This window comes from Marinobacter vinifirmus, assembly GCF_002258215.1.
GTDB lineage: Bacteria > Pseudomonadota > Gammaproteobacteria > Pseudomonadales > Oleiphilaceae > Marinobacter > Marinobacter vinifirmus.
The window spans coordinates 198,356-220,693 of the sequence record NZ_NEFY01000003.1; the positions used below are offsets into that span (position 1 = coordinate 198,356).

The following is a 22,338-nucleotide window of genomic DNA, read 5'->3' on the forward strand; positions in this document are numbered from 1 at the left end:
TCAGAAGGAATGCTTGATGTTGATAAACCAGCCACGCCCGGGGCCGGGGAACCGATTGAAATCCTGGTAGATTTCGTCGGTGATGTTGCGAACTTCCAGTCGTGCCTCAGTCATGCTCTTGTCCGGCCAGATCCGTTGCCATTGCACCGTTGCGTTAAGCGTCTCTCTGGCATCAGCCTCCAGGATATTGGCGGAGTCATAATAGAGTTCATCGTCCACCTGATAGGACAGGTCGATCTGGAAGGGCCTGAAACGCCAGCGGGTACCGGCAAGAAACGATTCGTGATAAATACCCGGCAACCGTTTTTCGAAACGCGTGCGCACTGACTTGTCGGTATTTTCCGACTCCTGCACCGTGGCATTGCCGTAGAGGGACCAGGCGGGGGTGATGGAGAAAACCCCATCCAGCTCCACGCCATAAACCTCGGCTTCCAGGTTGCGATAACGACCGACGCCGCGCGCATCGTAGGTTGCGATCACCGCAGGGTCGAGCACCCGGAAATACCCCGTGGCTTCGGCATGCCCCCAGCCTTGGTCTATGCGCAGTGTCAGGTCGTAGTTCATCGATTCTTCCGGCTGCAGATCCGGGTTGCCGATAAACAGGCCCTGCTGACCATAAAGTTCCTGGAGCGTAGGAACCCGCACGTTATTTGCGATGTTGCCAGAGAGTGTCCAGTTATCATGAATCAGGCGGGCTAGTCCGAGTTGCCAGCTGGTGTGATTGGCACGCGAGCGGGTCGACTCGGTGGTTCCATCGGCAAGCGATTCATCGGATTCGTCCTGAACGTGCACCTGACGGATAGCTGCCTGCGTCTTCCAACGGTTATCGATACTCTGCCAGGCGTAGGATAACGACGCGGTTAGCTGGAACCGCTCCCGTTCATCTCGAGGCTCAGTATCCTGTTTGTCGTCCTGCTGGTAGTCATAGCGGGTGGTATCAACGCTCAGAGTGATGGTGTGGTTGCCAAGTAAAGCGGAGAGGGTATTCACCAGCCCAAGCTGTTGTGTGTCGGTTTTTACATCGGAGACTCCGAGACCTACCCGACCGCTGGTATTGTCGTAGTGTTCGGTGATATCGCCGACAATCAGGCGATGGCTGGAGTGCAGCTTGCCCTGTAACCATCCACGTTCCTGACCCTGAAGTTGTAGGCGAAAAGTTTCGTTCGCCAGAGACGCATCGTTGTCCCGCCAGTTCTGGATGGTTGGCACACCCTGCTCATAGTGGGTGTATTGGAACAGAGCGTCGACCTGGGCTGTCCGGCTGATCTCCCCGCCAAGTTTCGTGCTGACAGCATCCTGTTGATAATCCGCATTGCGCCGCTTGGTGTTATCACCATCATTCGGATTGAACCAGTCACTGACGTTGGGGTATTCAAAGTCGTTATTGCTGGTTTGTCGATCAAGCGATACCCAATAGTAAAAATCGTCGTGGCTGCCGCTGTTGAAGAGGCCGGTTCGGTAAGTGTTAAAGGAACCAGCGCCGACATTGATGCTGGTGGCATCCTCGATGTCTTTGCCAAGACTTTCCAGTATCACCACACCACCGATGCCCGCCTGAGGCAGCTGTGCTGGGGCTCCACTGGGGTACACCTGAATACGGCTGACATCAGTTAACGACAGTTTGCCGAGGTCAACACCGCCGGTGACCGGATCGTTCAGTAGCATGCCGTCCAGAACAACCTGTACCTGCCGCGAGGTCGACCCTCGAATGGACACTGACGAGGCGCTTCCCAGTCCGCCGCTTTGTCGGATCTGGACGCCGGCCTGATCGCTAAGAACATCAGCGACTGAAGCGGTCCGGTTTTCGATGCTGGACCGATCCAGAACGCGCACGGGGCCTGTCGCCTGGCTGGGGTCTACATCGCTGGCGGCGTTGATGGGAGTGGCTTCCACCACGATAAAAGGAAGTGTATCTTCTGCGATGACATTGGTGGCCATCAGCGAAAAAATGGAGATAACAATTTTCTTCATCAGGGAGATGGGCACCGGCTGCATTTCTCTGTGTCTGCAACCAGCATTGTTGCGGTTTCTGGTTGCCTGAACAGCTACCAAAAGAGAAGAGGCATATACGCCTGCTCCGTGTTCTGACCCTCCGTCAAAAGCACTGATAGCCGGTAGCAGGCCGGTCTCCGGGCTTGCGGCTGGCATTCTTGCCAGAGTAGGATGCCTTCCCACAGCGTTTTGCTGCAGTGGCTGGCTCAGGGCCATTCCTCTCGTACCGCATACCGTTGCGGGGGCAGCGTCGGAATTTCACCGAACTTCCCAGTTTCACCCATCGCTCAGTCGAACAGTTGTCGCGCTTGAGGTGGGCACCTGCTACGGATAAAAAATTTGAGTAAGAGTTTACGGTGTGGCCAAGAGGTCGTCAATAAATGACAAATAGTTCAGAGTTAGCCAGCGCTCAGGAGGTCTCATGATAGTCATTCGGGTTTTCGTGCTTTTCCTGATGCTCTCCAGCCATGTGGTGGCTGATGTCTGTGCCACGGACGATAACGGAGTGGAGCTTTGTTTGCCCGGGCCTGCCCAGCGCATCGTGACACTATCCCCCGGGGCGACGGAGCTGGCGTTTGCCGCCGGTGCTGGTGAGCAGGTTATCGCTGTTGTTGATTACAGCGATTATCCCCCGGAGGCTGAAATGTTGCCCAATGTCGGGAGCCATACCCGGATTGACCTGGAGGCATTGGTCGCTCTTAAGCCGGATCTGGTGGTTACCTGGGTGTCTGGTAATCCGGTTGAGCAGGTCACTATGCTCAATCAGCTTGGCATGGCCACTTTTGCGATTGAGCCACGAACGTTTGAAGGTGTGTCCTCGGTGCTGGAGAGGCTGGCGTCGCTCGCGGGTACAGAGTCTGAGGGTTATGCTGAGGCGGCCCGGTTTCGACAGGGAATTGCCGCATTGGCCAAGCAATATCGGGGGCGTGAACCCGTTCGTGTGTTTTATCAAGTGTGGGATCAGCCTTTGATGACGATCAATGATGAGCATCTGATCGGAAAGGTGATTTCTTTGTGCGGTGGCCAGAATATTTTTGGCGAGATGGCTCGCCTGGTGCCGCGTATCGGGCCGGAAGATGTTCTGGCCGGTGACCCCGAAGCCATCCTGTCGGGCGGCACCGATGAAGACGGCAACAGTTATACAAGCCTTGAGCGCTGGAGGGAGTTTGGCGCGATGGCGGCGGTAGCGGCAGATAATTTGTTTATCATTCCGGCCTCGCCCATTTCACGCCCCACGCCGCGTTTGCTGGATGGAGCGCGCACGGTTTGCGAGAAACTGGATATGGCGCGTGCTCGGTTGTAATAACACAAGGATCCGCTTGAGGGACCGGGAATGATGCGAGCGCTGACAATACTGACGGTTATTGCGGCACTGGCTTGTGCGCTTTCCCTCGCCGTCGGCAGTGTTACTATCCCGCCCGGTGATCTGTGGCAGGTTGTTCTCGGGCAGGGTGATACGCTGGATCGAACCCTTCTGATTGATCTTCGTTTACCCAGGACGCTCTCCGCGTTTGCTGCTGGCGGTTTGCTGGCGATCGCCGGGGCATTGATGCAGGTATTGTTGCGAAATCCGCTGGCCGATCCCTATGTTCTGGGGCTGTCCGGTGGTGCTGCCACCGGTGCGCTGCTGGCCATGCTTGCGGGGGCTGGCATGGTTTTGGTGTCTGGCGCCGCCTTTGCTGGCGCCCTGTTTGCGACTTTACTGGTGTTTGGGCTGGCCCACGGTACCGGCAGCTGGACCCCATCGCGATTGCTGCTTACCGGGGTGGTGACCGCCGCTGGTTGGGGAGCGGCCATTACCCTGATGCTTGCCATCACCCCCGCTCATCAGTTGCCGGGTATGCTGTATTGGCTGATGGGCGATGTGTCTTATGCGCGTCTGCCCTGGCCCTCCATCGTGGTGCTGATGCTTGCGGTTATTGCCTTGCTGCCACTGGCTCGTAGCTTGAATGTACTGGCGAGGGGACCATTGCAGGCTGCGGCTCTGGGGGTGTCTGTTCGCCCTCTGGAATGGAGTATCTACCTGTTGGCCAGCCTTCTGACCGCAACGGCGGTCACCTCGGTGGGCAGCATCGGGTTTGTTGGCCTGATTGTGCCCCATATGCTGCGTCTGGTGCTGGGGAATGATCAGCGGGTTATCTTGCCGGCCAGTGCTCTGGCAGGCGGCACCTTGCTGGTTCTGGCTGATACTCTGGCCCGGACTGTGATTGCGCCCGAGCAACTACCGGTGGGTGTGATTACCGCCTTGCTAGGCGTACCCACTTTCCTTTATCTGCTTCATCGGAGCCGATGATGACGATTCTCTCTGCTCGCGAGCTGATCATCGATATTCCCGGGCGCTCGAACGGTGCGAAGCTGAATTTGGACCTGGCTCCCGGACAGATCTGGGGGGTTCTGGGGCCGAACGGTGCGGGGAAAACCACGTTATTGCATACCCTGGCAGGACTGAAAGCACCCCGGTGTGGCGAAGTATGGCTTGATGATGTTGAGTTGGCTGCCATACCCCGGCGTGAAATGGCCCGAAAGTTGGGGCTGGTATTTCAGGACCGACAAGACAGCTTTCCTGCAACGGTGCTCGAGACTGCGTTGATTGGCCGTCACCCCTGGCTTTCAGTATGGCAAAGTGAGCAGGCCGAGGACATCCACCGGGCAGAGGCCGCTCTGGGTGCATTGGACCTCAGAGAGCTCGGCGAGCGTTTGTTGAATACCCTCTCAGGCGGAGAGCGACAACGCGTAGCGATTGCCACCCTGATGACTCAGGATCCGGCGGTTTGGTTGCTGGATGAACCGACAAACCATCTGGACCTACATCATCAGGTTCAGGTCATGCGTCTGCTGAGTGCCTGTGCCCACCGCGAAAAGGGCATCTTCATGTGTCTGCACGATCTTAATCTGGCCGCGCGATGGTGCAGTCATGTTTTGCTGTTGTACCCGGATGGTCAGGCCTGCTGGGGACCAACCGAGTCAATGCTGGTGCGCGACGCACTGGAAGGCCTTTATGACCAGAAACTGATTGAGCTGAATAAAGATGACATTCGCCTGTTTGCTCCGGCGAACGACTGAAGGAGATCCTGTGAAAGAGCGCGCCAAAGACCCTGAACGCCATGCCAGGCGCATGGCAGCAAAACAGAAAATCATGCAAGAGCGCATTGCCAGTGCCCAGAAAGAACAGGGCGTGTTACTGGTGCTGACCGGCCCTGGCAAAGGCAAGAGCAGTTCCGGCTTTGGCATGGTGGCCCGGGCTCTGGGCCACGGTATGAAAGTGGGCATCGTCCAATTTATCAAAGGCGCATTCAGCACCGGTGAGGAAGCTTTCTTCCGTGGACTGCCGAACGTCACCTACCACGTCATGGGACAGGGCTACACCTGGGATACCCAGAACCGGGAACAGGATGTGAAGAGCGCAACCGATGCCTGGGAAGTCGCAGCTGGCATGCTCAAGGACGACAGCTACGACATGGTTCTGCTGGATGAGCTCAACATCGCCCTGAAGTACGACTACATCGATCTGGATCGGGTGCTGGACGACCTGCAGGCCCGGCCGGAGATGCAACATGTGGTGGTCACCGGCCGCGGGGCACCTCAGGAGTTGATCGACCTGGCGGATACCGTGACCGAGATGGGTGTGGTCAAGCATGCCTTCAAGGATCAGGGTATCAAGGCCCAGAAGGGGGTGGAGTTGTAAATGCCCACCCTGATGGTGCAGGGCACCACCTCGGATGCCGGAAAAACCACGGTGGTGGCGGCGCTGTGCCGCTGGCTGGCCCGGCAGGGGGTCTCAGTCGCGCCATTCAAGCCTCAGAATATGGCCCTGAACAGTGCAGTCACCGTGGATGGCGGCGAGATTGGCCGTTCCACGGCGTTACAGGCGCTGGCCTGTGGCCTTGAACCCCACAGCGACATGAACCCGGTGTTGTTGAAACCCCAGAGCGATTGTGGCGCCCAGGTGATATTGCGGGGCAAGGTCCATGGCAATATGGATGCCCTGGATTACCACGCTTACAAAGCTGAGGCGATCAACTCGGTGATGGCGAGTTGGCAGGCACTGAGTGCCCGCTACGACGTGATCATCGCTGAGGGCGCCGGCAGCCCGGCGGAAATTAACCTGCGGGCCAACGACATTGCCAACATGGGCTTTGCCGAAGCCGCAGATTGCCCGGTGCTGCTGGTGGGTGATATCGATAAAGGCGGTGTGTTTGCCCAGTTGGTGGGCACCCTGGCGTTGATCTCCGACAGTGAACAAGCCAGAACGGCCGGATTTATCATCAACCGGTTCCGGGGCGACATTGCACTGTTGGAGCCCGGGCTGGAATGGCTGACGGAACATACCGGCAAGCCAGTGTTCGGGGTATTGCCGTACCTGCATGGGTTGGTGATCGACTCCGAAGACAGCGTCAGTACTGCCGGTAGCAGTGAGGCCGGCGCCCTGAGAGTGGTGGTGCCGGTATTGCCCCGGATCAGCAACCACAACGATTTTGATCCGTTGCGACTCCACCCGGGCGTTGACCTGGTGTTCGTGGGGCCGGATGAACCCATTCCGCCAGCGGATCTGGTTATCTTGCCCGGCAGCAAAAGCACCCGGCACGACCTGCAGTGGCTGAAGCAACAAGGCTGGCCGGAAGCCATCCAGAAACACCTGCGGTATGGCGGCAAGCTACTGGGTATCTGTGGCGGCTTCCAGATGCTGGGGCTAAAAGTGGAAGACCCGGAAGGGCTGGAGGGTGAAGCCGGCACTACCGAGGGCCTGGCCCTGTTCGAAATGGTTACCCGTATGGTGCCGGGCAAGCAGCTCCGAATGGTAAATGGCGGGCTGACCTCCCATGTTGCCAGCACGGCGGTGACAGGCGCCCTGAAAGGCTATGAAATGCACAACGGTGTCACCGAAGGCGCCGCGCTGGTGCGCCCATTTGCAGAGCTGGAAGGCCGGCCGGATGGCGCCATCAGTGTGGATGGCCAGGTGGCGGGTACCTACATCCACGGCGTCTTCGACGAGCCAGCCGCCTGCCATGCCATTCTGGCCTGGGCAGGCCTTAAAGCACAGGGCGAGCAGTCGGTGGACTACCAGCGTCACCGTCTGCAGCAACTTGATCGCCTGGCCGATCAGGTGGAGCAGTGCCTGGACACAGACCGGTTAAGGAGGCTGTTGCAGTTGTGAGTAACCCGAATGATCCCTTCACCGAGGCCCAGCGCGAAGGCCTGTACCGGGCCATCTTCGAGCGCCGGGATGTGCGCTCCCAGTTCCTGCCAGATGCCATTCCGGAGGAGGTTCTGGCGCGCATCCTGAGAGCTGCCCACCATGCCCCGTCGGTCGGCTTCATGCAGCCCTGGGATTTTATCGTGATTGACAGCCTGGCGGTGCGCGAGCAGGTGCTGGAAAGTTTTAACGAGGAAAACGCAAAGGCCTCGGAAAACTACACCGGCGAGCGCCAGCAAACCTATCGTAGCCTGAAACTGCAGGGCATTCTGGAAAGCCCCATCAACCTCTGCATCACCTGTGATCGATCCCGCGGCGGTCCCAATGTCCTGGGGCGTAACTCCATTATGGAAATGGACCTGTTCAGTACCTGCCTGGCGGTGCAGAACCTCTGGCTGGCAGCACGGGCCGAGGGCATTGGCGTGGGCTGGGTGAGCATCCTGGATCAGGATGTACTGTCGAATATCCTGCAGTTACCGGATCATGTATACCCGCTGGCCTATCTCTGCCTGGGCTATGTCAGTGAATTCCTGGAGCAACCGGAATTACAGTCCAAAGGCTGGCGTTCCCGGCTGCCGCTGGAAGATCTGGTGCATGGGAATAGCTGGGGGCAGCCGATTGCGCACAGGAAACTGGAAAAGCACCTCGCCGGGGGGTGATGGGTACCATAAAAAACTATTATCGTTTTCCTCATAGGTCCCGAATTGGGTACGATCCGACCCGATTTGGGACTTCTGTTCAGGGGGTGAGATGAAGTTTTCTGTGTTTTACCAGCAGGCCTTGGCCCGCAAGGGTGGCGAGCAGGCCCTGAAATCCCTGTTGCCTCCGGTCACCGAAAAGCATCGTCTGGCGGAGATCAGCGACGACCGTTACCTGTCCGAGATCACCCGATGCATTTTCAAGGCTGGTTTTGTCTGGCGGGTAATCGAGAACAAGTGGCCGGATTTTGAGGCGGCCTTCGAAGGGTTTGTGCCCACCTACTGGCAGCAGGTGCCGCCAGAAGTGCTCGAGCAGCTGGCTACAGACGAGCGTATCGTTCGCAACATGCAGAAGATCCGGACCGTGCCGGAAAATGCCCGGATGATCATGGATGTGGCGAAAGACCATGGCAGCTTTGGTCAGTTTCTGGCCCAGTGGCCGTCGACCGATCAGGTGGGGCTGCTGCTCTACCTGAAGCGTAACGGTGAGCGTCTGGGGGGGAACTCAGCCCAGTACTTCCTGCGCCGGGTGGGTTGGGATGGTTTTATCCTGTCCCACGATGTGGTTACCGCCCTGACCCGGGCCGGAATACTGGATGCCTCACCGGCCAGCAAGAAAGGCATGAGCCAGGCCCAGGAGGCGTTCAACCGTTGGCACGAAGAGACGGAAATGCCCATCAGCCACCTGTCCCGGATAGTGTCCTTCACGGTGGATAACTGACGATGCCCCCACGTTAGAGAAACAGCAACAGCGCCAGTTCACTGAACACGACAGCTGCGCCCAGGGTGTCGCCGGTGTAGCCGCCAAGCTGGCTACGAAGATAGCTGCCCCAGAACACAGCAACCAGCAGGACGGCCGTTATGGCTGCGGGAATCAGTAACGGCTGCCAGAGTGATAATCCGGCTGCCAGCAACAACACAAACCCCGCGGCCGCCAGCAAACGGCTGCGGGAGAAACCGTCTGCCACCGGCTTGGATTTACTCTTGTCGGGGTCAGTGACGTACGGCAGGCAGGCCATCAATATCAGTGGTGTCAGCCGGGAAACCGCAGGTGCCACCAGCAACGCAAGCCAGGTCAATTCAGCCTCAGCCAGCAGAGCTACTTTCAGCAGCAAGGCCATCACCAGTGCCACCGTGCCATAGGTTCCGATCCGGCTGTCTTTCATGATCTCCAGACGTTTTTCCACGGTATAGCCGCCGCCGAGAGCATCAACACTGTCGGCCAGGCCATCTTCGTGGAAGGCCCCGGTGATAAACAGGTGCAGAATAACCACCAGGATAATGGCCGCCAGCGGGCTGGCCACCAGTGAGAACAGAAAATAGGCGGCGCAATAGCCAAGGCCGAGCAGAAGGCCCACCAGGGGAAAATAGACGCTGCTCTGGTTCATCAGGCGCTGGGAGTAATCAATCCGGACGAGCATGGGGATACGAGTCAGGAATCCCAGTGCCAGCCAGAAAGCCTGCCATTCTTGTGCAATCCGCGAGCGAGGGAGCAAGGGCGCCTCCTTGAGAATTCAAAAGCGCCCATTGTACGTGAGACCAGCAAAGTTTGCGGCGTTCTCAGAGTAGCATCAGTCCAGCCACTCCCCGGGGTTGTCGGTGGTAAAGCGTGTCACCTTGTCCGGGGGTTCACAGCTGTCCGTCATGTCCTGGTCGCTCAGCAGCACGTAGGTATCCCGGTGAGCAGTGCCCAGCGGTCGGGCACCCTGCTTATTGAAACAGCCAAGCTCTCCGTCTTCAGCCACCATTAAATAGCTATCCGGTGTCTCCCGCATCCAGAGCCATGCGTTGCGGCTTTCCTGTTCCCTGTCGCTGAAGTAACTGAAATGGGTAAAGTCCCGCTTTGAAAACAGAATGAACTGTTCCCGGAAATTGATCATGCCAATCTGCCCGCCGGCAGGCACGAACTGCTCGGCTGCGGCGAGCACATTTCTGGGTGTGCGCAATGGCTCGAGAATCCGATAACCCCAGGTTGTGAACACCAGCCAACTCACCATCAGGGCAATGAACCAGCGCCCGAGTGCCCGACAGCGCCAGAACGCCATGAGACTTGCGACCCAGACAACCCCAAGGGTGAACAACAGGGTGCCGGCTTCGTGCAGTCGAGCCGGATCCTGGGTGTAGTCAGCGACCTTTTCCACCAGACGAGGGTGGTCATTCCAGGCTAGGACGCCCAGGATGATCAAGGCTGCACCAAGCAGCAGATGCAGAACACTGGTGACCGCCCCGAACCAGCGTGCCGGGTTTTGTCCACTCAATGCCGGGGCCAGGCTCAGGGCCAGTGCCGGCAAAGCCGGGAGCACATACACTCCGCGTTTGCCCGGGCTCAGGCTGAAAAACGCCACCACCAACACGACCCACGCCAGCAGAACCACCACGTCCAGCCTGTGTTTGAGAATCTCACGAATGGGCCGCAGCAGTGCCAGGAATAGCAGCGGCAGCGGAAACCACAGCGAGGGAATCACGCTGGCGAGGTAGTAATACCAGGGCTGAATGTGCCCCCAGGAATCGGCATAGCGCTCGCCGGTCTGTTTGAACAGAATGTTGTCGCGATAGGCCAGGGCCTCGTCGGTGCCCAGGTGACTGACGGCCAGCACCATCGGCACCAGCCAGGCTGCCACAACGGCCAGCATGACCAGGGGGCCGAGGGCGCAGCGCCAGCGGAGTGTGCCCTGAAACCGAGAAGTGTCCTGCAGTTTCAGGGCCAGTATCGGAATGAACAGCAAGGCGGGCAGAAAGCCAACCCCTTTGGTAATAATGCCAAGCCCCATAAAGGCCCAGGCCACGAAATACCAACGCCAGGACGGCTGCACGAAAAAATGCCGGATCAGACCGTAACAGGCCACCATGATCCAGCAGGCCACCATGGCATCAATCTGGGCTCGCTGGGCCTGAATCAGGAACTGGGGTGCCACCATCAGCAGCAGTGCGGCAATGGCGCCGGTGCGTTGGTTCCACAAGCGTGTGCCCAGATCGAACACCAGGCCCAGGGTTAGCAGGCTGCACAGGGCGTTCGGTAGCAGAAACGCGATTTTCAGGTTGCCGGTCAGCCAGTAGAAAAAGGCGATGGCCCACATGAACACCGGTGGTTTGTCCGGGTAGAGTTCGCCGCCCCGCATCGGCAGCAGCCATTGCCCGGAGGTCACCATTTCCCGGGCCACTTCGGCGAATCGCGGTTCGTCGGCGGGCCACGGAGAGCGTAACCCGATGCCGGTCAGAATCATGAGTGCCGCGAAGGCCAGTACCACCAGTAACAATCGGTTGTACGGCAGATTGAATAAGGTGTCGGGTAAACGCCGAAGACGGAAGTCGAGTGTCATAATCGCAACTCAGGAGGGGTCAGATACGGAATCAGCAAGGGTCTGATTGCGCTGGTTGTGATACAGGTAAGCGCCAATGGCACTTGCCAGCGCGAACAGAACCGCGCTTACCACAAGCTGATCGAGACGGGCCTGGCCAATCCCTGCGCCGGCCATTGCAAAGATCACCATCTGGGGCAGGTAGCCAAGAACGCTGCCCAACAAAAATGGGACGAATCGTATCCCGGAACACCCGGCGAGGAGATTGGTGACAAGATTGCTGCCTACCGGCAACAGCCTGATCATGAGTATTTTGAGCAGAGTGCCTTCCGTGAACAGCAGGTCAAAACGTTGCATGCGATCTGAAAAACGGTTCAGGAGTGATGTTCGCAAAAGCCAGCGTGCGACAAAAAAGCAGCCTGTCGCGCCAATGGCTGTAGCGATAGTCGATAGGATCGCACCCTGAATGCTGCCTGCGGCAAATCCCAGAACGAAAGCGAGGACCTGTCTGGGGGCTCCGAATCCAGTGAAAAGTGCACCGAGCAGCGTAATGGCTGAAAGTCCTGCCAGCCCATTACTGTTCAGGAAATCTGCCACGCGCTCCTGATCGGTCAGAAAACCGAACCAGTCCCCGCTCATGGTCAGATAGCCTGTTAATACCAGGATGGCGAAAGATAGCCAGCGCAGTCCCGGAGCCATATCAAGCCCGTTCCGTTGCCGGTCGACTGTTGTTCGGATCCTCTAGGTTTGCAATTTGAGGAACTCGTGTGCGGTTAAGTAACCACATAACGCCGATCATATCGACGATTCCGGCCCATGCACGGTTCCAGGCATTGTATTTGGAAATCCCGGCCATTCTTGGGCGATGATTGACCTCGACAATGGCGATTTCGCCTCCCGCGCCTTTCACCAGCGCGGGAATGAACCGATGGGCGTGATCGAACCACGGCAGTTTGAGAAAGGTCGATCGGGGAAACAGCTTCAGTCCACAGCCTGTATCGGGAACGCCATCATGTAGAAAGGCGTTGCGAATACGATTAGCCAGGCGTGATTGGAAACGTTTCCATGCTGTATCCTTCCGATTTCTGCGATAGCCGGCAATACAAAAGTCGGGATTGTGGAGTCTGTTCGCTTGTTGCAACAGTGCTGGAATATCGGCGGGGTCGTTTTGACCATCTCCGTCCATTGTCACAATCAGTTGGCCTGTGGCGCGAAGGATACCGGTCGCCAGTGCCCCGCTCTGTCCGATGCTCTGTTCATGTCGAACCGCCAATAGCCTGCCCCCCAAAGCCTCGGCAGTGCGACGAGCTGTTGCCAGTGTCTGGTCGGAACTGCCATCGTCCACGAGCACGACTTCAAAGCCCGGGTAATCCCTCATAACGTTGAAGGCCTCGGTCAGCAGCTTCGCGATGTTTTCCTGCTCGTTTTTTGCAGGAATGACCAGTGACAGAGTGCTGTGCTGAGACATTGAGATATTCTCCAAGATGTTAACCAAACCACGTTGCCGTGCGGTTTATGCCTTGGAGAATTATCAGCCTTGAAGCTTAACCGAATCTTAAGAGCGTTTCGTGAGCGCCGGGCATCGTGCTGGCAGCCATACTTGCACACAAAGCCCGGGTTGACCGTCTGCCCTGTCTGCCAGGATAAGATGGCCGCCATGGAGCTCGGCAATACGCCGAGCAATCGCCAGCCCCAGCCCTGCGCCTCCTCCTTTACGTTGATCCAGTCGCACAAACCGGCTGAGTGCGCGTTCACGCTCCTCCGCGGGAATTCCAGGACCCTGGTCACAAACCGAAATGGCGTAGCCTTCACCTGCGGGAACGAGATTGGTGGTGATTATGGTATGAGGCGGACTGTATTGGATGGCGTTGGCCAGCAAGGAGCGCATGAGGGTGTTAATCAGGGCACTATGGCAGCTAACCAGGGAATGACCTGTTTCGTCCTGGAGCACCGGCTCTATGTTTTTCTTTAGCGCCAGCGGTGCAACATCTGCGATGCTTTGTTCCAGAATGGCGGAAAGATTGTGATGCTCCGGCGGAAACTGAGCGCCGGAGTCCACCCGACTCAGTAACAGCATTTGTTCGACCAGATGAACCATTCGGTCTACGGCCTGGATAAGGTCTCCATATTGTTCGGGGTTGTCACCGTAAACTTTCTCCAGATTCAGGCGCAGCGCGGCCAATGGGGTTCGCAGCTCATGTGCCGCATCAGCGGAGAAGCGGCGTTCACGTTCCAGAGCCTGATTCAGCCGTCTCAACAGGCCGTTGACTGCGTGCACCAATCCAGCTACTTCTTTCGGAGCCTGACGATCATCGAGGGGATGGATGTTCTCAGGCGCCATGTTCCGAACCGGTTTTTCGAGCTTTCTCAAAGGCTTGAAGCTCACCTGAATTGATGCCAGGACGGCTATGGCCAGTAGAGGCAACGCCAACAGAAAAGGCAGAACGTTGCCCAGCGCAATTTCCTGGCTCAGTTCATCCCGAACGTCCTCTCGCTGGGCGGTACGTATCCAGAATCCGGTCGATGTATCTCGCATGGTAAACGTTCGCCATTGATAGCCGGCGGCCTCCTGCCAGGCAAATCCTGGCTCAAGGCCCTGGGCATCGTTAGCCCGGAGCGTGTCCAGCACAGGTTGTTGATCAGGAGACCAGACTTCGAAAGCGATTTTGCGTTCGTATTTATGCCCGGCACCGTCGGGCAGAATTTCGTCCTCTTCTTCATCGCCCTGAAATAATACGTCCGGCAATTCGAGAGTTTTCGACAGCGTAAAGGCTAACTGCTCGATAGACTGAGTGCTCGAGAGATGTTCCACCAGCCCCTGCACAATCCGGGTACTTTGTGCCAGCTCCGCATCGAACAGTTCGTCCAACTGGTGATTGCTGACATAGAACCCCCAGCCTGCCGCGATCAGAGTGATCATAAAAACAGTGCTGGTAATTAGCAGAATCAGCTTCCGTGTCAGGCTCATATTTCTTGGCCTTCCGAGGCTGCTTTGCTGTCCAGCATGTAGCCAACGCCGCGCACAGTGCGAATGGCCTGCTTACCCAGCCGCCGGCGCAGATGGTGAACGTGAACTTCCAGGGCGTTGCTCTCGGCACCCTGATCCCAGCCGTAAAGTTGTTCCTCCAAACGTCGTCTGGTTGCCACCTGATCAGGGTGCCGCATCAGATAGTGAAGGATCTGCAGTTCGCTACGGGGTAGCACGAACGTCTCTGTGCCTACCTGCAATTGCGCAGAGTCCGGATCAAGCACCAGTCGCCCCACCTTGAGTCCTGAGACTCGTGTGCCTGAGCGGCGGCGAGTAACCGCCCTTATCCGGGCTTTCAGTTCTGACATGGCAAAGGGCTTGGTCAGGTAATCGTCTGCCCCTGCATCCAGTCCCTGTAGTTTTTCGGTCAGTTCGCTCCGCGCAGTCAGGATGATGATGGGCAACTCTACGCCCTGCTCCCTCACCTGGCGGACAATGTCCAGGCCATCGACACGGGGTAACGTCAAGTCAAGAATGGCCAGGTCAAAGCTCTCGTTCAGTAAGGCGTTCAGAGCCTGTTGGCCATCATCGACCCAATCTACGGTATTCTGGTCGTCCCGGAGCATGCTCAACATGGTGTTGGCCAGGGGGTGGTCATCTTCGGTCAGAAGTATGCGCATTCTGTTACAGCCATCCGTTTGGTGTTCAACTCAAAGGTTGTTTGTGCTCTTCAGTGTAATTGAAAGCTGGCGGAGTGCGGCCGGAATCATTGCTCAACGCTGCACTCTTGGTTACCGGTTCCAGCAGAAACAGAATGTAACGCCGGTTTTGATCGACCGGATCGGCTATCTGCTCCAGTTGGTCGAGCAAGTCACGCTGATCTTTATCCACCGCTACAGCGATGGGCAACGTTCGATTTCCATCAGCGAGTTCGCGCCTGAGGGCTTCCACCTCAATGCCATCAACTCTACCCGCGCTGTAAAACCGGGCAGAAAACGGAGGGACGCCGGTATAAACAAGCCTCGCAGAGGGCTTGTCAGACAGATGACTGGCGGTCATCACCAGCTCCCGTTCCGTTCTCAGCAGCTCCGGATGAAGGCTCACCCAGCCGCTGGCAAGTGAGCCAAGCACGGGGATGAAAAGGGTGGCGGCCACTGAGGAACGCTTCAAGCGTCGGCCGATGTCTGGCATCAGTAGCCCGGAGCTGAGCGCGGCAACAAATGGCAGACCAGGCAGCACATAGGTCCAGAGTATGTTACCGGCCAGGGTAAAGAACACGGCCGGTGTCACCGCGGCCAGGAGTACCAGCGCGCTGACATGTTGTTCGCCAGTATGCCATTGCTGCAGCTGGAAGGCGCCGCACCAGTGGTTGCGAAGCACGCCAGCCACCGCGACAAGCCCCCAGGGCATGCTGGCAAGCACAAGATAGAGCCAGATCGTGCCCCGGGGGAAATCATGGGCACTGCCGTAAAGGTCACCCTGCCAGCCGCTGACGACAAAGCGCTTGATGTGCTCACCGACAATGAAGTAATCCAGGAAACCCGGTGTCTTCAGCTCTGCCAGGACATACCAGGGCGCTGACATCAACAGGGTCAGGGCCAGCCCGCGCACCCAGGGCAAACTGTGCCAGAGGGTCTGCCAACGGTTGAAGGTGAGCGCCCAGAGGAACACCGGCAGGCCAGCAAGCACCAGAACCAGTGGTCCCTTGGCCAGCAGGCCAGTAGCCAGGCCGATGAAGAACAGCCAGCCCCAGAGCGGCGGCCCCCCCTGCAGGCGAATGATCAGGCTCACCAGTGTCAGGCTGGTGCCAAGGGCCAGGAATGAATCCGTCATTACCGTGCCGGCAGACAGAAAACCCAATGCCGTAGTGGCGTAGATTAACGCAGCCCAGAGCCCTTGAGTTTTGGCTCCGTGGCCGAGCGGGTCGGGGTGCAGGTAGCGACGCAGGTTGTAGACCAGCCAGACGATGCCGACATTGGCCAGCCAGGAGGGCAGTCGGCCGGCGAATTCGCTGACGCCGAACAGCTTGAACGACAGTGCCTGAGTCCAGAACGACAGGGGCGGCTTGCCCCAGAAAGGCACACCAATATCGAACCAGGGGGTTATCCAGTCGCCGGTTTCCGCCATAATCCGCGCCATCTCCGCGTAGCGGGGCTCGGTGGTGTCCGCGAACGGCAACAAGGCAGACAGGCCGAGCCTGGCAGCAAGCACCGAGACCAGCAGCCACAGCAAGGTGTTACTGATTCTGGTCATGGCCGGCCACTCGCAGCATGGGTTGTATGTAAGTCATGGTCTCCTGACTATCTTCCGCCACGATAAAAACCGGGCGTTGCTTGGTTTCCATATAGATGCGCCCGATGTATTCCCCCAACAAGCCGACACACAGAAGCTGGACGCCGGACAGGAAGGTGATCATGGCAATCAGGGAGGCATAGCCCGGTGTTGAAATGCCGAAGGCCAGCGCCCGGATTACCTCCCAGAGGCCAACGGTGCCGCCTGCCCCCGCGGCCAGTAAGCCCAGCACAAGGGCCAGTCGCAGTGGTCGGGTCGAGAATGAGGTGATGCCCTCCATGGCCAGGTGTACGAGTTTCAGGTAGTTCCACTTGGTGCTGCCTGCGATTCGGGGGTCGCGATCGAATTCCAGGGTTACGGTGGGCATACCGACCCAGGCAAACATGCCCTTGAGGTAACGGTTGCGTTCCGGAAGCCGGTTCAGGGCCTCGACCGTGCGCCGGCTCATCAGCCGGAAGTCGCCGGTATCGACCGGAATCGGAGAATCGCTGATCCGATTGATCAGACGATAGAAAAGGCTGGCCGTGATGCGTTTAAGCCAGCTTTCGCCGGCCCGGGATCGGCGTTTCATCAGCACGACATCGGCCCCTTTGCGCCATTCGGCAAGCATGTCGGGAATCAGTTCGGGGGGATCCTGAAGGTCTGCATCCATAAGCACCACGGCCTCGCCGCGGGCGTGCTCCAGGCCGGCCGAGACTGCCGCCTCCTTGCCGAAGTTTCGGGACAACTGCAAGACACGGATTTCTGGCTGCCGTTGCCTGGCGGCCATCAGAATGGCGACCGAATCATCCCGACTGCCGTCGTCGACAAACAGCAGCTCAAAGCTGCCGTCGAGCTTTTGCCCGGTCGTCCAGAGTCGAGCCAGCAGGGCCGGGAGCACTTCAGCCTCGTTGTGGACCGGAATAACTATGCTCAGCATAGGTTCAGGGGAGCTTGAGCGTTGTTTTTTCATGGAAAACAAACCTCTTGGCAAAGAAGTAATTGGCAACCGTGACGAGTGCCGTGGCCAGGAACTGTGCTGACAGGACTTTGAGGCCAGCCAGGCTGAGAACGGAGAAGCTGAAAAGGTTCAGGGTCCAGCCCAGACTGGCTGCCGCCAGGTATCGCGGCATCGCGACTCGGTGCGGCAGGTTCGAGGCAAACGCGTACTGATGCTGGGCCACGTAGTTGAAAACCAGTCCGGCCGTGGCTCCGGTTGCTGTTGCTAGCCTGGGGTCAAGCCCGGCCTGAACCAGCAGGCCCATCATCAGCCAATGCAACAGCGTGGCCAGTCCGCCGGCTGCAAGGAAACGGGCAAGTCGGCGTTGAAAAAAATGGCGAGCTTTGGGCATAGGTGTTTGCGTCTGTGTCGATTGTTTTCGGGATAGCCCCGAGGTTGGCCGCAATCTACCCCTCCTTTCTTAAGTGAGCCTTAACCGTGCAGGCACAGAAACCTTAAGGCGCTCTTAAGGTTTCTGTGGTGCCGTCTTAAGACTGGTTTAAGCCAGCCTTTCTAATCTGTCAGCCATGACCCTGCGTCCGTCTGGGCCAGGAAAAGCAAGCAGAGAGAAGGCAGCCATGACTGATCCGTTAACAATGTCGACCTGTTGTCCTCCGGATTCCGGGGAGTTGGTTCCGGCCGTCCGTTGTGCTGGCCGGTGGTTTTGCGAAATCCAGTCCAACACGCCATTGGCCCACACGGTGTCGGATTTCATTCGGCGCCGCTTCCTCCACGCGTACGGGGCCGAGCCTTCCCTGCGTATTCCACGGCTTCTGGCCCTGACAACCGCTCAGGGAACGCTGCTGGCCGCCGTTGGCGTGCGCAATGCGGAACAGGAACGGCTTTTTCTGGAGGATTACCTGTCGGTGCCGGTGCAAACACTGATGCCGGAACCGGGAACAAGGCGCAGCGGTATTGCCGAAATTGCCCACCTGGCCGGGGTGGAAGCCGGGGTCAGCCGCTATCTGTTCGCCTCGCTCTCAGTGTGGTTGGATGCTGCCGGCTATGACTGGGTGGTGTGTACCGGTACCGACCAGTTGCGCAACAGTTTCCATCGGCTCGGCATCGCCACGCAGGTGCTGGCGGATGCCGACCCTTCAAAATTGCCGGATGGCGGCGCTGGTTGGGGTCGCTATTACGACCATCATCCGGTGGTGATGACCATCAAGGTCGCTGATGGTATGGCGGCCTTGCGCACCGCCGGCTTGCTGAAGCTGGTGCAGCCGGTTGTTGCGGCCGAGTATAAACCGCAGGCGGACCTGGGAGGTGCCTATGGCCGCCTTGCCTGATCTCCTGTCTCAGCGGGTCCGGCAACATCCGGAGCGCATTGCACTGCAGGGGCCAGACGCCAGTTTCAGTTATCAGCAGCTATGGCGGGCGGCGCAGTTGGTGGCCGAACAGTTGCGAAACCTGGGTGTTAAACGCATCGGGCTGTGTGGCGTCAACACCCCGGCCTGGGTGGTGGCGGACCTGGCCTGCCTGATGGCAGAGGTGGTGTGTGTGCCGGTGCCGGTGTTTTTCTCCAAAAGCCAGACCGAGCACCTGATTCAGCGGGCAGGGCTGGATGCCCTGCTGTTCAGTGCCGAGGCCGACCAGGCGGAGGCGATTGGCCAGGGTGTCTGGTTGCGGCTCATGCCGGTGTCTCCGGGGGCGGCCTGGATGCCGGAACACACCGCCAAGATTACCTTCACCTCCGGCAGCACCGGCACCCCCAAGGGCGTGTGCCTGTCGGCGCAGCAGATGGCTGCGACCGCTTGTGCACTGCAACAGCGGCTTGAAGGTGTGACGTTACAGCAACACCTGTGCATCCTGCCCCTGGCGACCCTGCTGGAGAACATTGCCGGGGTATACCTGCCCCTGCTGATGGGTGCCACGGTGACGGTTGCCCCGCTGCAAACCCTGGGCATGACTGGCAGCAGCGGCCTGGAACTGGGCCAGCTGGTGGCCGGCCTGAATCAGCACCAGCCCCATTCGGTGATTCTGGTGCCGGAGCTGGCCATGGCGCTGGTCAATGCCGCCGAGCAGGGTTCGCTGGCTACGGATTCGTTTCGTTTCCTGGCCGTTGGTGGTGGCCGGGTTTCACCAGATTTGCTGGCCCGTGGCCGGGCGATGAATTTGCCGCTGTACGAAGGTTACGGCTTGTCCGAGTGCGGCTCTGTGGTGGCCCTGAACATACCGGGCGCTGAACGGGAGGGCACTGTGGGCCGGCCGCTTTCGCATGTACAGGTTCAGGTGGACGACAATCAGCGGATTCTGGTGCGGGGCAACACCCATCTGGGGTATCTGGGCGACGAGCCCGAGGATGATGGCTGGCTGGACACCGGAGACCTTGGGGCGATCAGCCCGGAGGGTTTCCTGGCTGTTAACGGCCGCGCCAAGAACCTGATCATCACCAGTTTTGGCCGCAACATCAGCCCGGAATGGCTGGAGAGCGAGCTGGTACAGGCCGTGGGTGCCACCCAGGCCGTGGTGTTTGGTGATGGCGAACCACAACCCAGCGCCTTGCTGGTGGTTCGGGATGGTCGTGGCCCGGACAAGCTGCGGGCCGCCCTGATGGCACTCAATGCCGGTTTGCCCGACTACGCCCGTTTGCAGGCCGTGTACATACGCCGGCAACCGCTGACCCAGGCCGAGGGCCATATCACCGCCAACGGCCGCCCCGTGCGGCACCAGATTCAGGCTGACCTGCCCATGCTCATGGCCGAAGCCTTTCCCCTTTTTATGAATCTTTCTGTGCCTGCGGGCACTTCTCCCCAACAGACAACGCCAGGAGTCTCCAACATGGCATTTTTTGACCGACTGCAATCCGAAACCGAACAGGCCCGGGCCCATGTCACCGGAGCCCCGGTGATTCAAGCCATCCAGGAGGGTCGCTTTGACCTTGAAGGCTACACCTGGTTTCTGACCCAGGCCTACCACCACGTGAAACACACGGTACCGCTGATGATGGCTTGCGGCGGGCGGCTCCCTGAGCGGCTGGAGTTTGTGCGCAAGGCGCTGGTGGAATACATCGAGGAAGAATACGGCCACCACGAGTGGATCCTGAACGACCTGGAAGCCTGTGGTGAAGACAAGGAAGCCATCCGCCATGGCCAGCCGGATACCTCCATCGAGCTGATGGTGGCTTACCTGTACGACCGCATCCAGCGCGGCAACCCGGCCGCCTTTTTCGGCATGGTTCAGGTACTGGAAGGCACCTCCATCGAACTGGCCACGCCGCTGGGCGAAGCCATCCAGAAACAGCTGGGCCTGCCTGACCAGGCCTTCAGCTATCTGTATTCTCACGGCGCACTGGACCAGGAGCACTTCGAGTTTTTCCGCAACCTGATGGACAGCATTACAGATCCGGACGACCAGCAGGTCATCATCGAGTCGGCCCGCATGGTGTATCGACTTTACGGCGACATGCTGCACAGCATTCCGCTGCCGGCCAGTAACAAGGAGCAGCGCCATGAGGCTGCATGACCGAACCTTTCTGCTGCTGGGCGGCACTGGCGGCATTGGCCAGGCCCTGATCAGCCCCCTGGTGGAAAGTGGTGCCCGGGTGATTGTGGCGACCCGCCATCCCGAGCGGCTGGAAAAGCGCGCAGGCGTTTCCCCGGTGCACCTGGAGCTGGCCAGCCTGGAACTGGACCGGCAACTGCAACAGCTGACCGAGGTGTATCCGGATATTGATGGCGTGATCCACTGCGCCGGCCAGAACCGCTTTGCGGCGCTGGAGGGCATGGCGGTCAGCGACCTGGACGCCCAGCTCATGGTCAACCTGCGTTCCGCCATGCTGGTCGCCCGGCATTTTGTCCCGCGGTTCCGTAAAGCGGGGATGGGCGGCCTGGTGTTTGTGGGTTCCACCTTCGGCAGTATCGGGTTCCCGGGCTACACCGCTTACTGTGCCAGCAAATTCGGCCTGCGCGGCTTTACCGAAGCCCTGCGCCGGGAGCTGGCGGATACCCCGGTGCAGGTGGTGTACGTGGCCCCCAGGGCGACCGCCACGGCCATGAACCCGGAGCCGGTGAACGAGTTGAACCGGGCGCTGGGCAATGCCATGGACGCTCCGGAAACCGTGGCGGCCCAGATTCTTCAGACCATGGAAAAGGATGAGCGCCGGCGCTTCCTGGGCTGGCCGGAAAAACTGTTTGTGGTGATCAACGGCATCCTGCCGAAGATGGTGGATAAAGCCATGTTGAAACAACTGCCGATCATCCGGCGCTTTCTGGATTCAGGAGCAATGTCATGAAGTGGATGATGATGGTATTGGCCGCGTTGCTGGCCATGCCGGCGTGGGCCCAGGATGTACCAACCGAACTGGCGCAGATCCAGCAACGCTGGGCTGAAATCCAGTATCAGACACCCGAACAGGAAAAAGAAAAGGCATTCGAGGCACTGGCCACCGAGGCCAAGGCCTTTGTTGAGCGTTACCCGGGCCGGGCGGAACCGCTGATCTGGCAGGGTATTGTGCTCAGCACCTACGCTGGCGCCGAAGGCGGTCTGGGCGCCCTGGGGTTGGTAAAAGAGGCCAGGGCTTCACTGGAAGCGGCACTGGACATCGATCCAGAGGCACTGGATGGCTCGGCCTACACGTCTCTGGGTAGTCTATACTACCAGGTGCCGGGTTGGCCGCTGGGGTTCGGGGATGACAGCAAGGCGCGGAGTTATCTGCAAAAAGCCCTGGCGATCAACCCTGATGGCATTGATGCCAATTATTTTTTCGGGGATTTTCTGCTGGATCAGGATGAGCCGGAGCGGGCGCGGGTGTACCTGGAAAAAGTACTGTCGGCGCCAGGCAGGCCGGGCCGTGAGCTGGCAGATGACGGTCGCCGCCGCGAGGCCACACAGCTTCTCGGGCAACGCTGAGCAAACACCCTGCCGAGGGCCGGAACGTGTTCCGGTGCCCGGTGTGATGCATCGAGCTTATCGCC

21 protein-coding genes and 1 riboswitch are annotated in these 22,338 nt (G+C 58.9%); of the genes, 11 read left to right on the forward strand and 10 right to left on the reverse strand.

Annotated features, from left to right (window positions below; all coding sequences use genetic code 11):
* Positions 1 to 1,971 (reverse strand): TonB-dependent receptor, encoded by a 1,971-nt coding sequence (locus tag B9Q17_RS05425; protein ID WP_167373007.1) that lies wholly within the window; start codon positions 1,969 to 1,971, stop codon positions 1 to 3.
* Between the two features lie 132 nt (positions 1,972 to 2,103).
* Positions 2,104 to 2,332: riboswitch (cobalamin riboswitch) on the reverse strand.
* Positions 2,333 to 2,413: 81 nt separating this feature from the next.
* Here B9Q17_RS05425 and B9Q17_RS05430 point away from each other — a divergent pair.
* The 7 genes from B9Q17_RS05430 (at position 2,414) to B9Q17_RS05460 (ending at position 8,605) form a co-directional block, all read left to right on the forward strand.
* Positions 2,414 to 3,295, forward strand: coding sequence for a cobalamin-binding protein (locus B9Q17_RS05430; protein WP_094624421.1), 882 nt, complete (start codon positions 2,414 to 2,416; stop codon positions 3,293 to 3,295).
* A gap of 30 nt (positions 3,296 to 3,325) precedes the next feature.
* Positions 3,326 to 4,285 carry a FecCD family ABC transporter permease gene (locus B9Q17_RS05435; RefSeq protein WP_094624422.1) on the forward strand — a complete coding sequence of 320 codons (960 nt, stop codon included), beginning with the start codon at positions 3,326 to 3,328 and terminating at the stop codon, positions 4,283 to 4,285.
* Positions 4,285 to 5,055, forward strand: a complete 771-nt coding sequence (locus B9Q17_RS05440) for an ABC transporter ATP-binding protein (protein WP_094624423.1) — start codon at positions 4,285 to 4,287, stop codon at positions 5,053 to 5,055. The genes B9Q17_RS05435 and B9Q17_RS05440 overlap by 1 nt, the downstream gene beginning before the upstream one ends.
* A gap of 10 nt (positions 5,056 to 5,065) precedes the next feature.
* Entirely contained in the window at positions 5,066 to 5,677 is a 612-nt protein-coding gene (cobO, locus tag B9Q17_RS05445) for a cob(I)yrinic acid a,c-diamide adenosyltransferase (protein WP_094624424.1), read from the forward strand.
* Complete coding sequence (locus tag B9Q17_RS05450) at positions 5,678 to 7,147, forward strand: cobyric acid synthase (RefSeq protein WP_094624425.1); 1,470 nt, start codon at positions 5,678 to 5,680, stop codon at positions 7,145 to 7,147.
* Positions 7,144 to 7,845 (forward strand): 5,6-dimethylbenzimidazole synthase, encoded by a 702-nt coding sequence (gene bluB / locus B9Q17_RS05455; RefSeq protein ID WP_094624426.1) that lies wholly within the window; start codon positions 7,144 to 7,146, stop codon positions 7,843 to 7,845. Before B9Q17_RS05450 ends, bluB begins: the two co-directional genes overlap by 4 nt.
* Positions 7,846 to 7,936: 91 nt before the next feature.
* Positions 7,937 to 8,605: a DNA-3-methyladenine glycosylase I gene (locus B9Q17_RS05460; protein ID WP_094624427.1), complete on the forward strand. Its 669-nt coding sequence runs from the start codon at positions 7,937 to 7,939 to the stop codon at positions 8,603 to 8,605.
* Positions 8,606 to 8,618: 13 nt separating this feature from the next.
* Here the strand turns inward: B9Q17_RS05460 and cobS are convergent, their stop codons facing one another.
* The 9 genes from cobS to B9Q17_RS05505 form a co-directional block, all read right to left on the reverse strand.
* A complete protein-coding gene (cobS, locus tag B9Q17_RS05465; RefSeq protein WP_094624428.1) occupies positions 8,619 to 9,380 on the reverse strand; it encodes an adenosylcobinamide-GDP ribazoletransferase in 762 nt (253 codons plus the stop codon).
* A 75-nt stretch (positions 9,381 to 9,455) separates the two neighbouring features.
* Positions 9,456 to 11,204, reverse strand: a complete 1,749-nt coding sequence (locus B9Q17_RS05470) for an ArnT family glycosyltransferase (protein ID WP_094624429.1) — start codon at positions 11,202 to 11,204, stop codon at positions 9,456 to 9,458.
* A 9-nt stretch (positions 11,205 to 11,213) separates the two neighbouring features.
* Positions 11,214 to 11,882 carry a TVP38/TMEM64 family protein gene (locus B9Q17_RS05475; protein ID WP_094624430.1) on the reverse strand — a complete coding sequence of 223 codons (669 nt, stop codon included), beginning with the start codon at positions 11,880 to 11,882 and terminating at the stop codon, positions 11,214 to 11,216.
* 1 nt (position 11,883) lies between these two features.
* On the reverse strand, positions 11,884 to 12,651 hold the full coding sequence (locus tag B9Q17_RS05480; RefSeq protein ID WP_094624554.1) for a glycosyltransferase family 2 protein: 768 nt from the start codon (positions 12,649 to 12,651) through the stop codon (positions 11,884 to 11,886).
* Positions 12,652 to 12,738: 87 nt separating this feature from the next.
* Positions 12,739 to 14,151 carry an ATP-binding protein gene (locus tag B9Q17_RS05485; RefSeq protein WP_094624431.1) on the reverse strand — a complete coding sequence of 471 codons (1,413 nt, stop codon included), beginning with the start codon at positions 14,149 to 14,151 and terminating at the stop codon, positions 12,739 to 12,741.
* The gene (locus tag B9Q17_RS05490; RefSeq protein WP_011783840.1) at positions 14,148 to 14,831 is read right to left on the reverse strand and encodes a response regulator transcription factor; all 684 of its coding nucleotides are present in this window, start codon (positions 14,829 to 14,831) and stop codon (positions 14,148 to 14,150) included. Before B9Q17_RS05490 ends, B9Q17_RS05485 begins: the two co-directional genes overlap by 4 nt.
* Positions 14,832 to 14,856: 25 nt before the next feature.
* Positions 14,857 to 16,404, reverse strand: coding sequence for an ArnT family glycosyltransferase (locus B9Q17_RS05495; protein WP_094624432.1), 1,548 nt, complete (start codon positions 16,402 to 16,404; stop codon positions 14,857 to 14,859).
* Positions 16,388 to 17,395: a glycosyltransferase family 2 protein gene (locus B9Q17_RS05500; RefSeq protein ID WP_036149969.1), complete on the reverse strand. Its 1,008-nt coding sequence runs from the start codon at positions 17,393 to 17,395 to the stop codon at positions 16,388 to 16,390. Before B9Q17_RS05500 ends, B9Q17_RS05495 begins: the two co-directional genes overlap by 17 nt.
* Entirely contained in the window at positions 17,367 to 17,774 is a 408-nt protein-coding gene (locus B9Q17_RS05505) for a GtrA family protein (protein WP_011783843.1), read from the reverse strand. The genes B9Q17_RS05500 and B9Q17_RS05505 overlap by 29 nt, the downstream gene beginning before the upstream one ends.
* 226 nt (positions 17,775 to 18,000) lie before the next feature.
* Between B9Q17_RS05505 and B9Q17_RS05510 the strand changes: the two genes are divergently transcribed.
* Genes B9Q17_RS05510 through B9Q17_RS05525 form a run of 4 tightly spaced genes read left to right on the forward strand, consistent with a single transcriptional unit; the run spans position 18,001 to position 22,273 of the window.
* A complete protein-coding gene (locus B9Q17_RS05510; RefSeq protein ID WP_167373008.1) occupies positions 18,001 to 18,711 on the forward strand; it encodes a thermostable hemolysin in 711 nt (236 codons plus the stop codon).
* Positions 18,695 to 20,887, forward strand: coding sequence for an AMP-binding protein (locus tag B9Q17_RS05515; RefSeq protein ID WP_094624433.1), 2,193 nt, complete (start codon positions 18,695 to 18,697; stop codon positions 20,885 to 20,887). Before B9Q17_RS05510 ends, B9Q17_RS05515 begins: the two co-directional genes overlap by 17 nt.
* On the forward strand, positions 20,874 to 21,656 hold the full coding sequence (locus B9Q17_RS05520) for an SDR family oxidoreductase (protein WP_094624434.1): 783 nt from the start codon (positions 20,874 to 20,876) through the stop codon (positions 21,654 to 21,656). Before B9Q17_RS05515 ends, B9Q17_RS05520 begins: the two co-directional genes overlap by 14 nt.
* Positions 21,653 to 22,273 (forward strand): tetratricopeptide repeat protein, encoded by a 621-nt coding sequence (locus B9Q17_RS05525; RefSeq protein WP_094624435.1) that lies wholly within the window; start codon positions 21,653 to 21,655, stop codon positions 22,271 to 22,273. Before B9Q17_RS05520 ends, B9Q17_RS05525 begins: the two co-directional genes overlap by 4 nt.
* Positions 22,274 to 22,338: the final 65 nt, after the last annotated feature.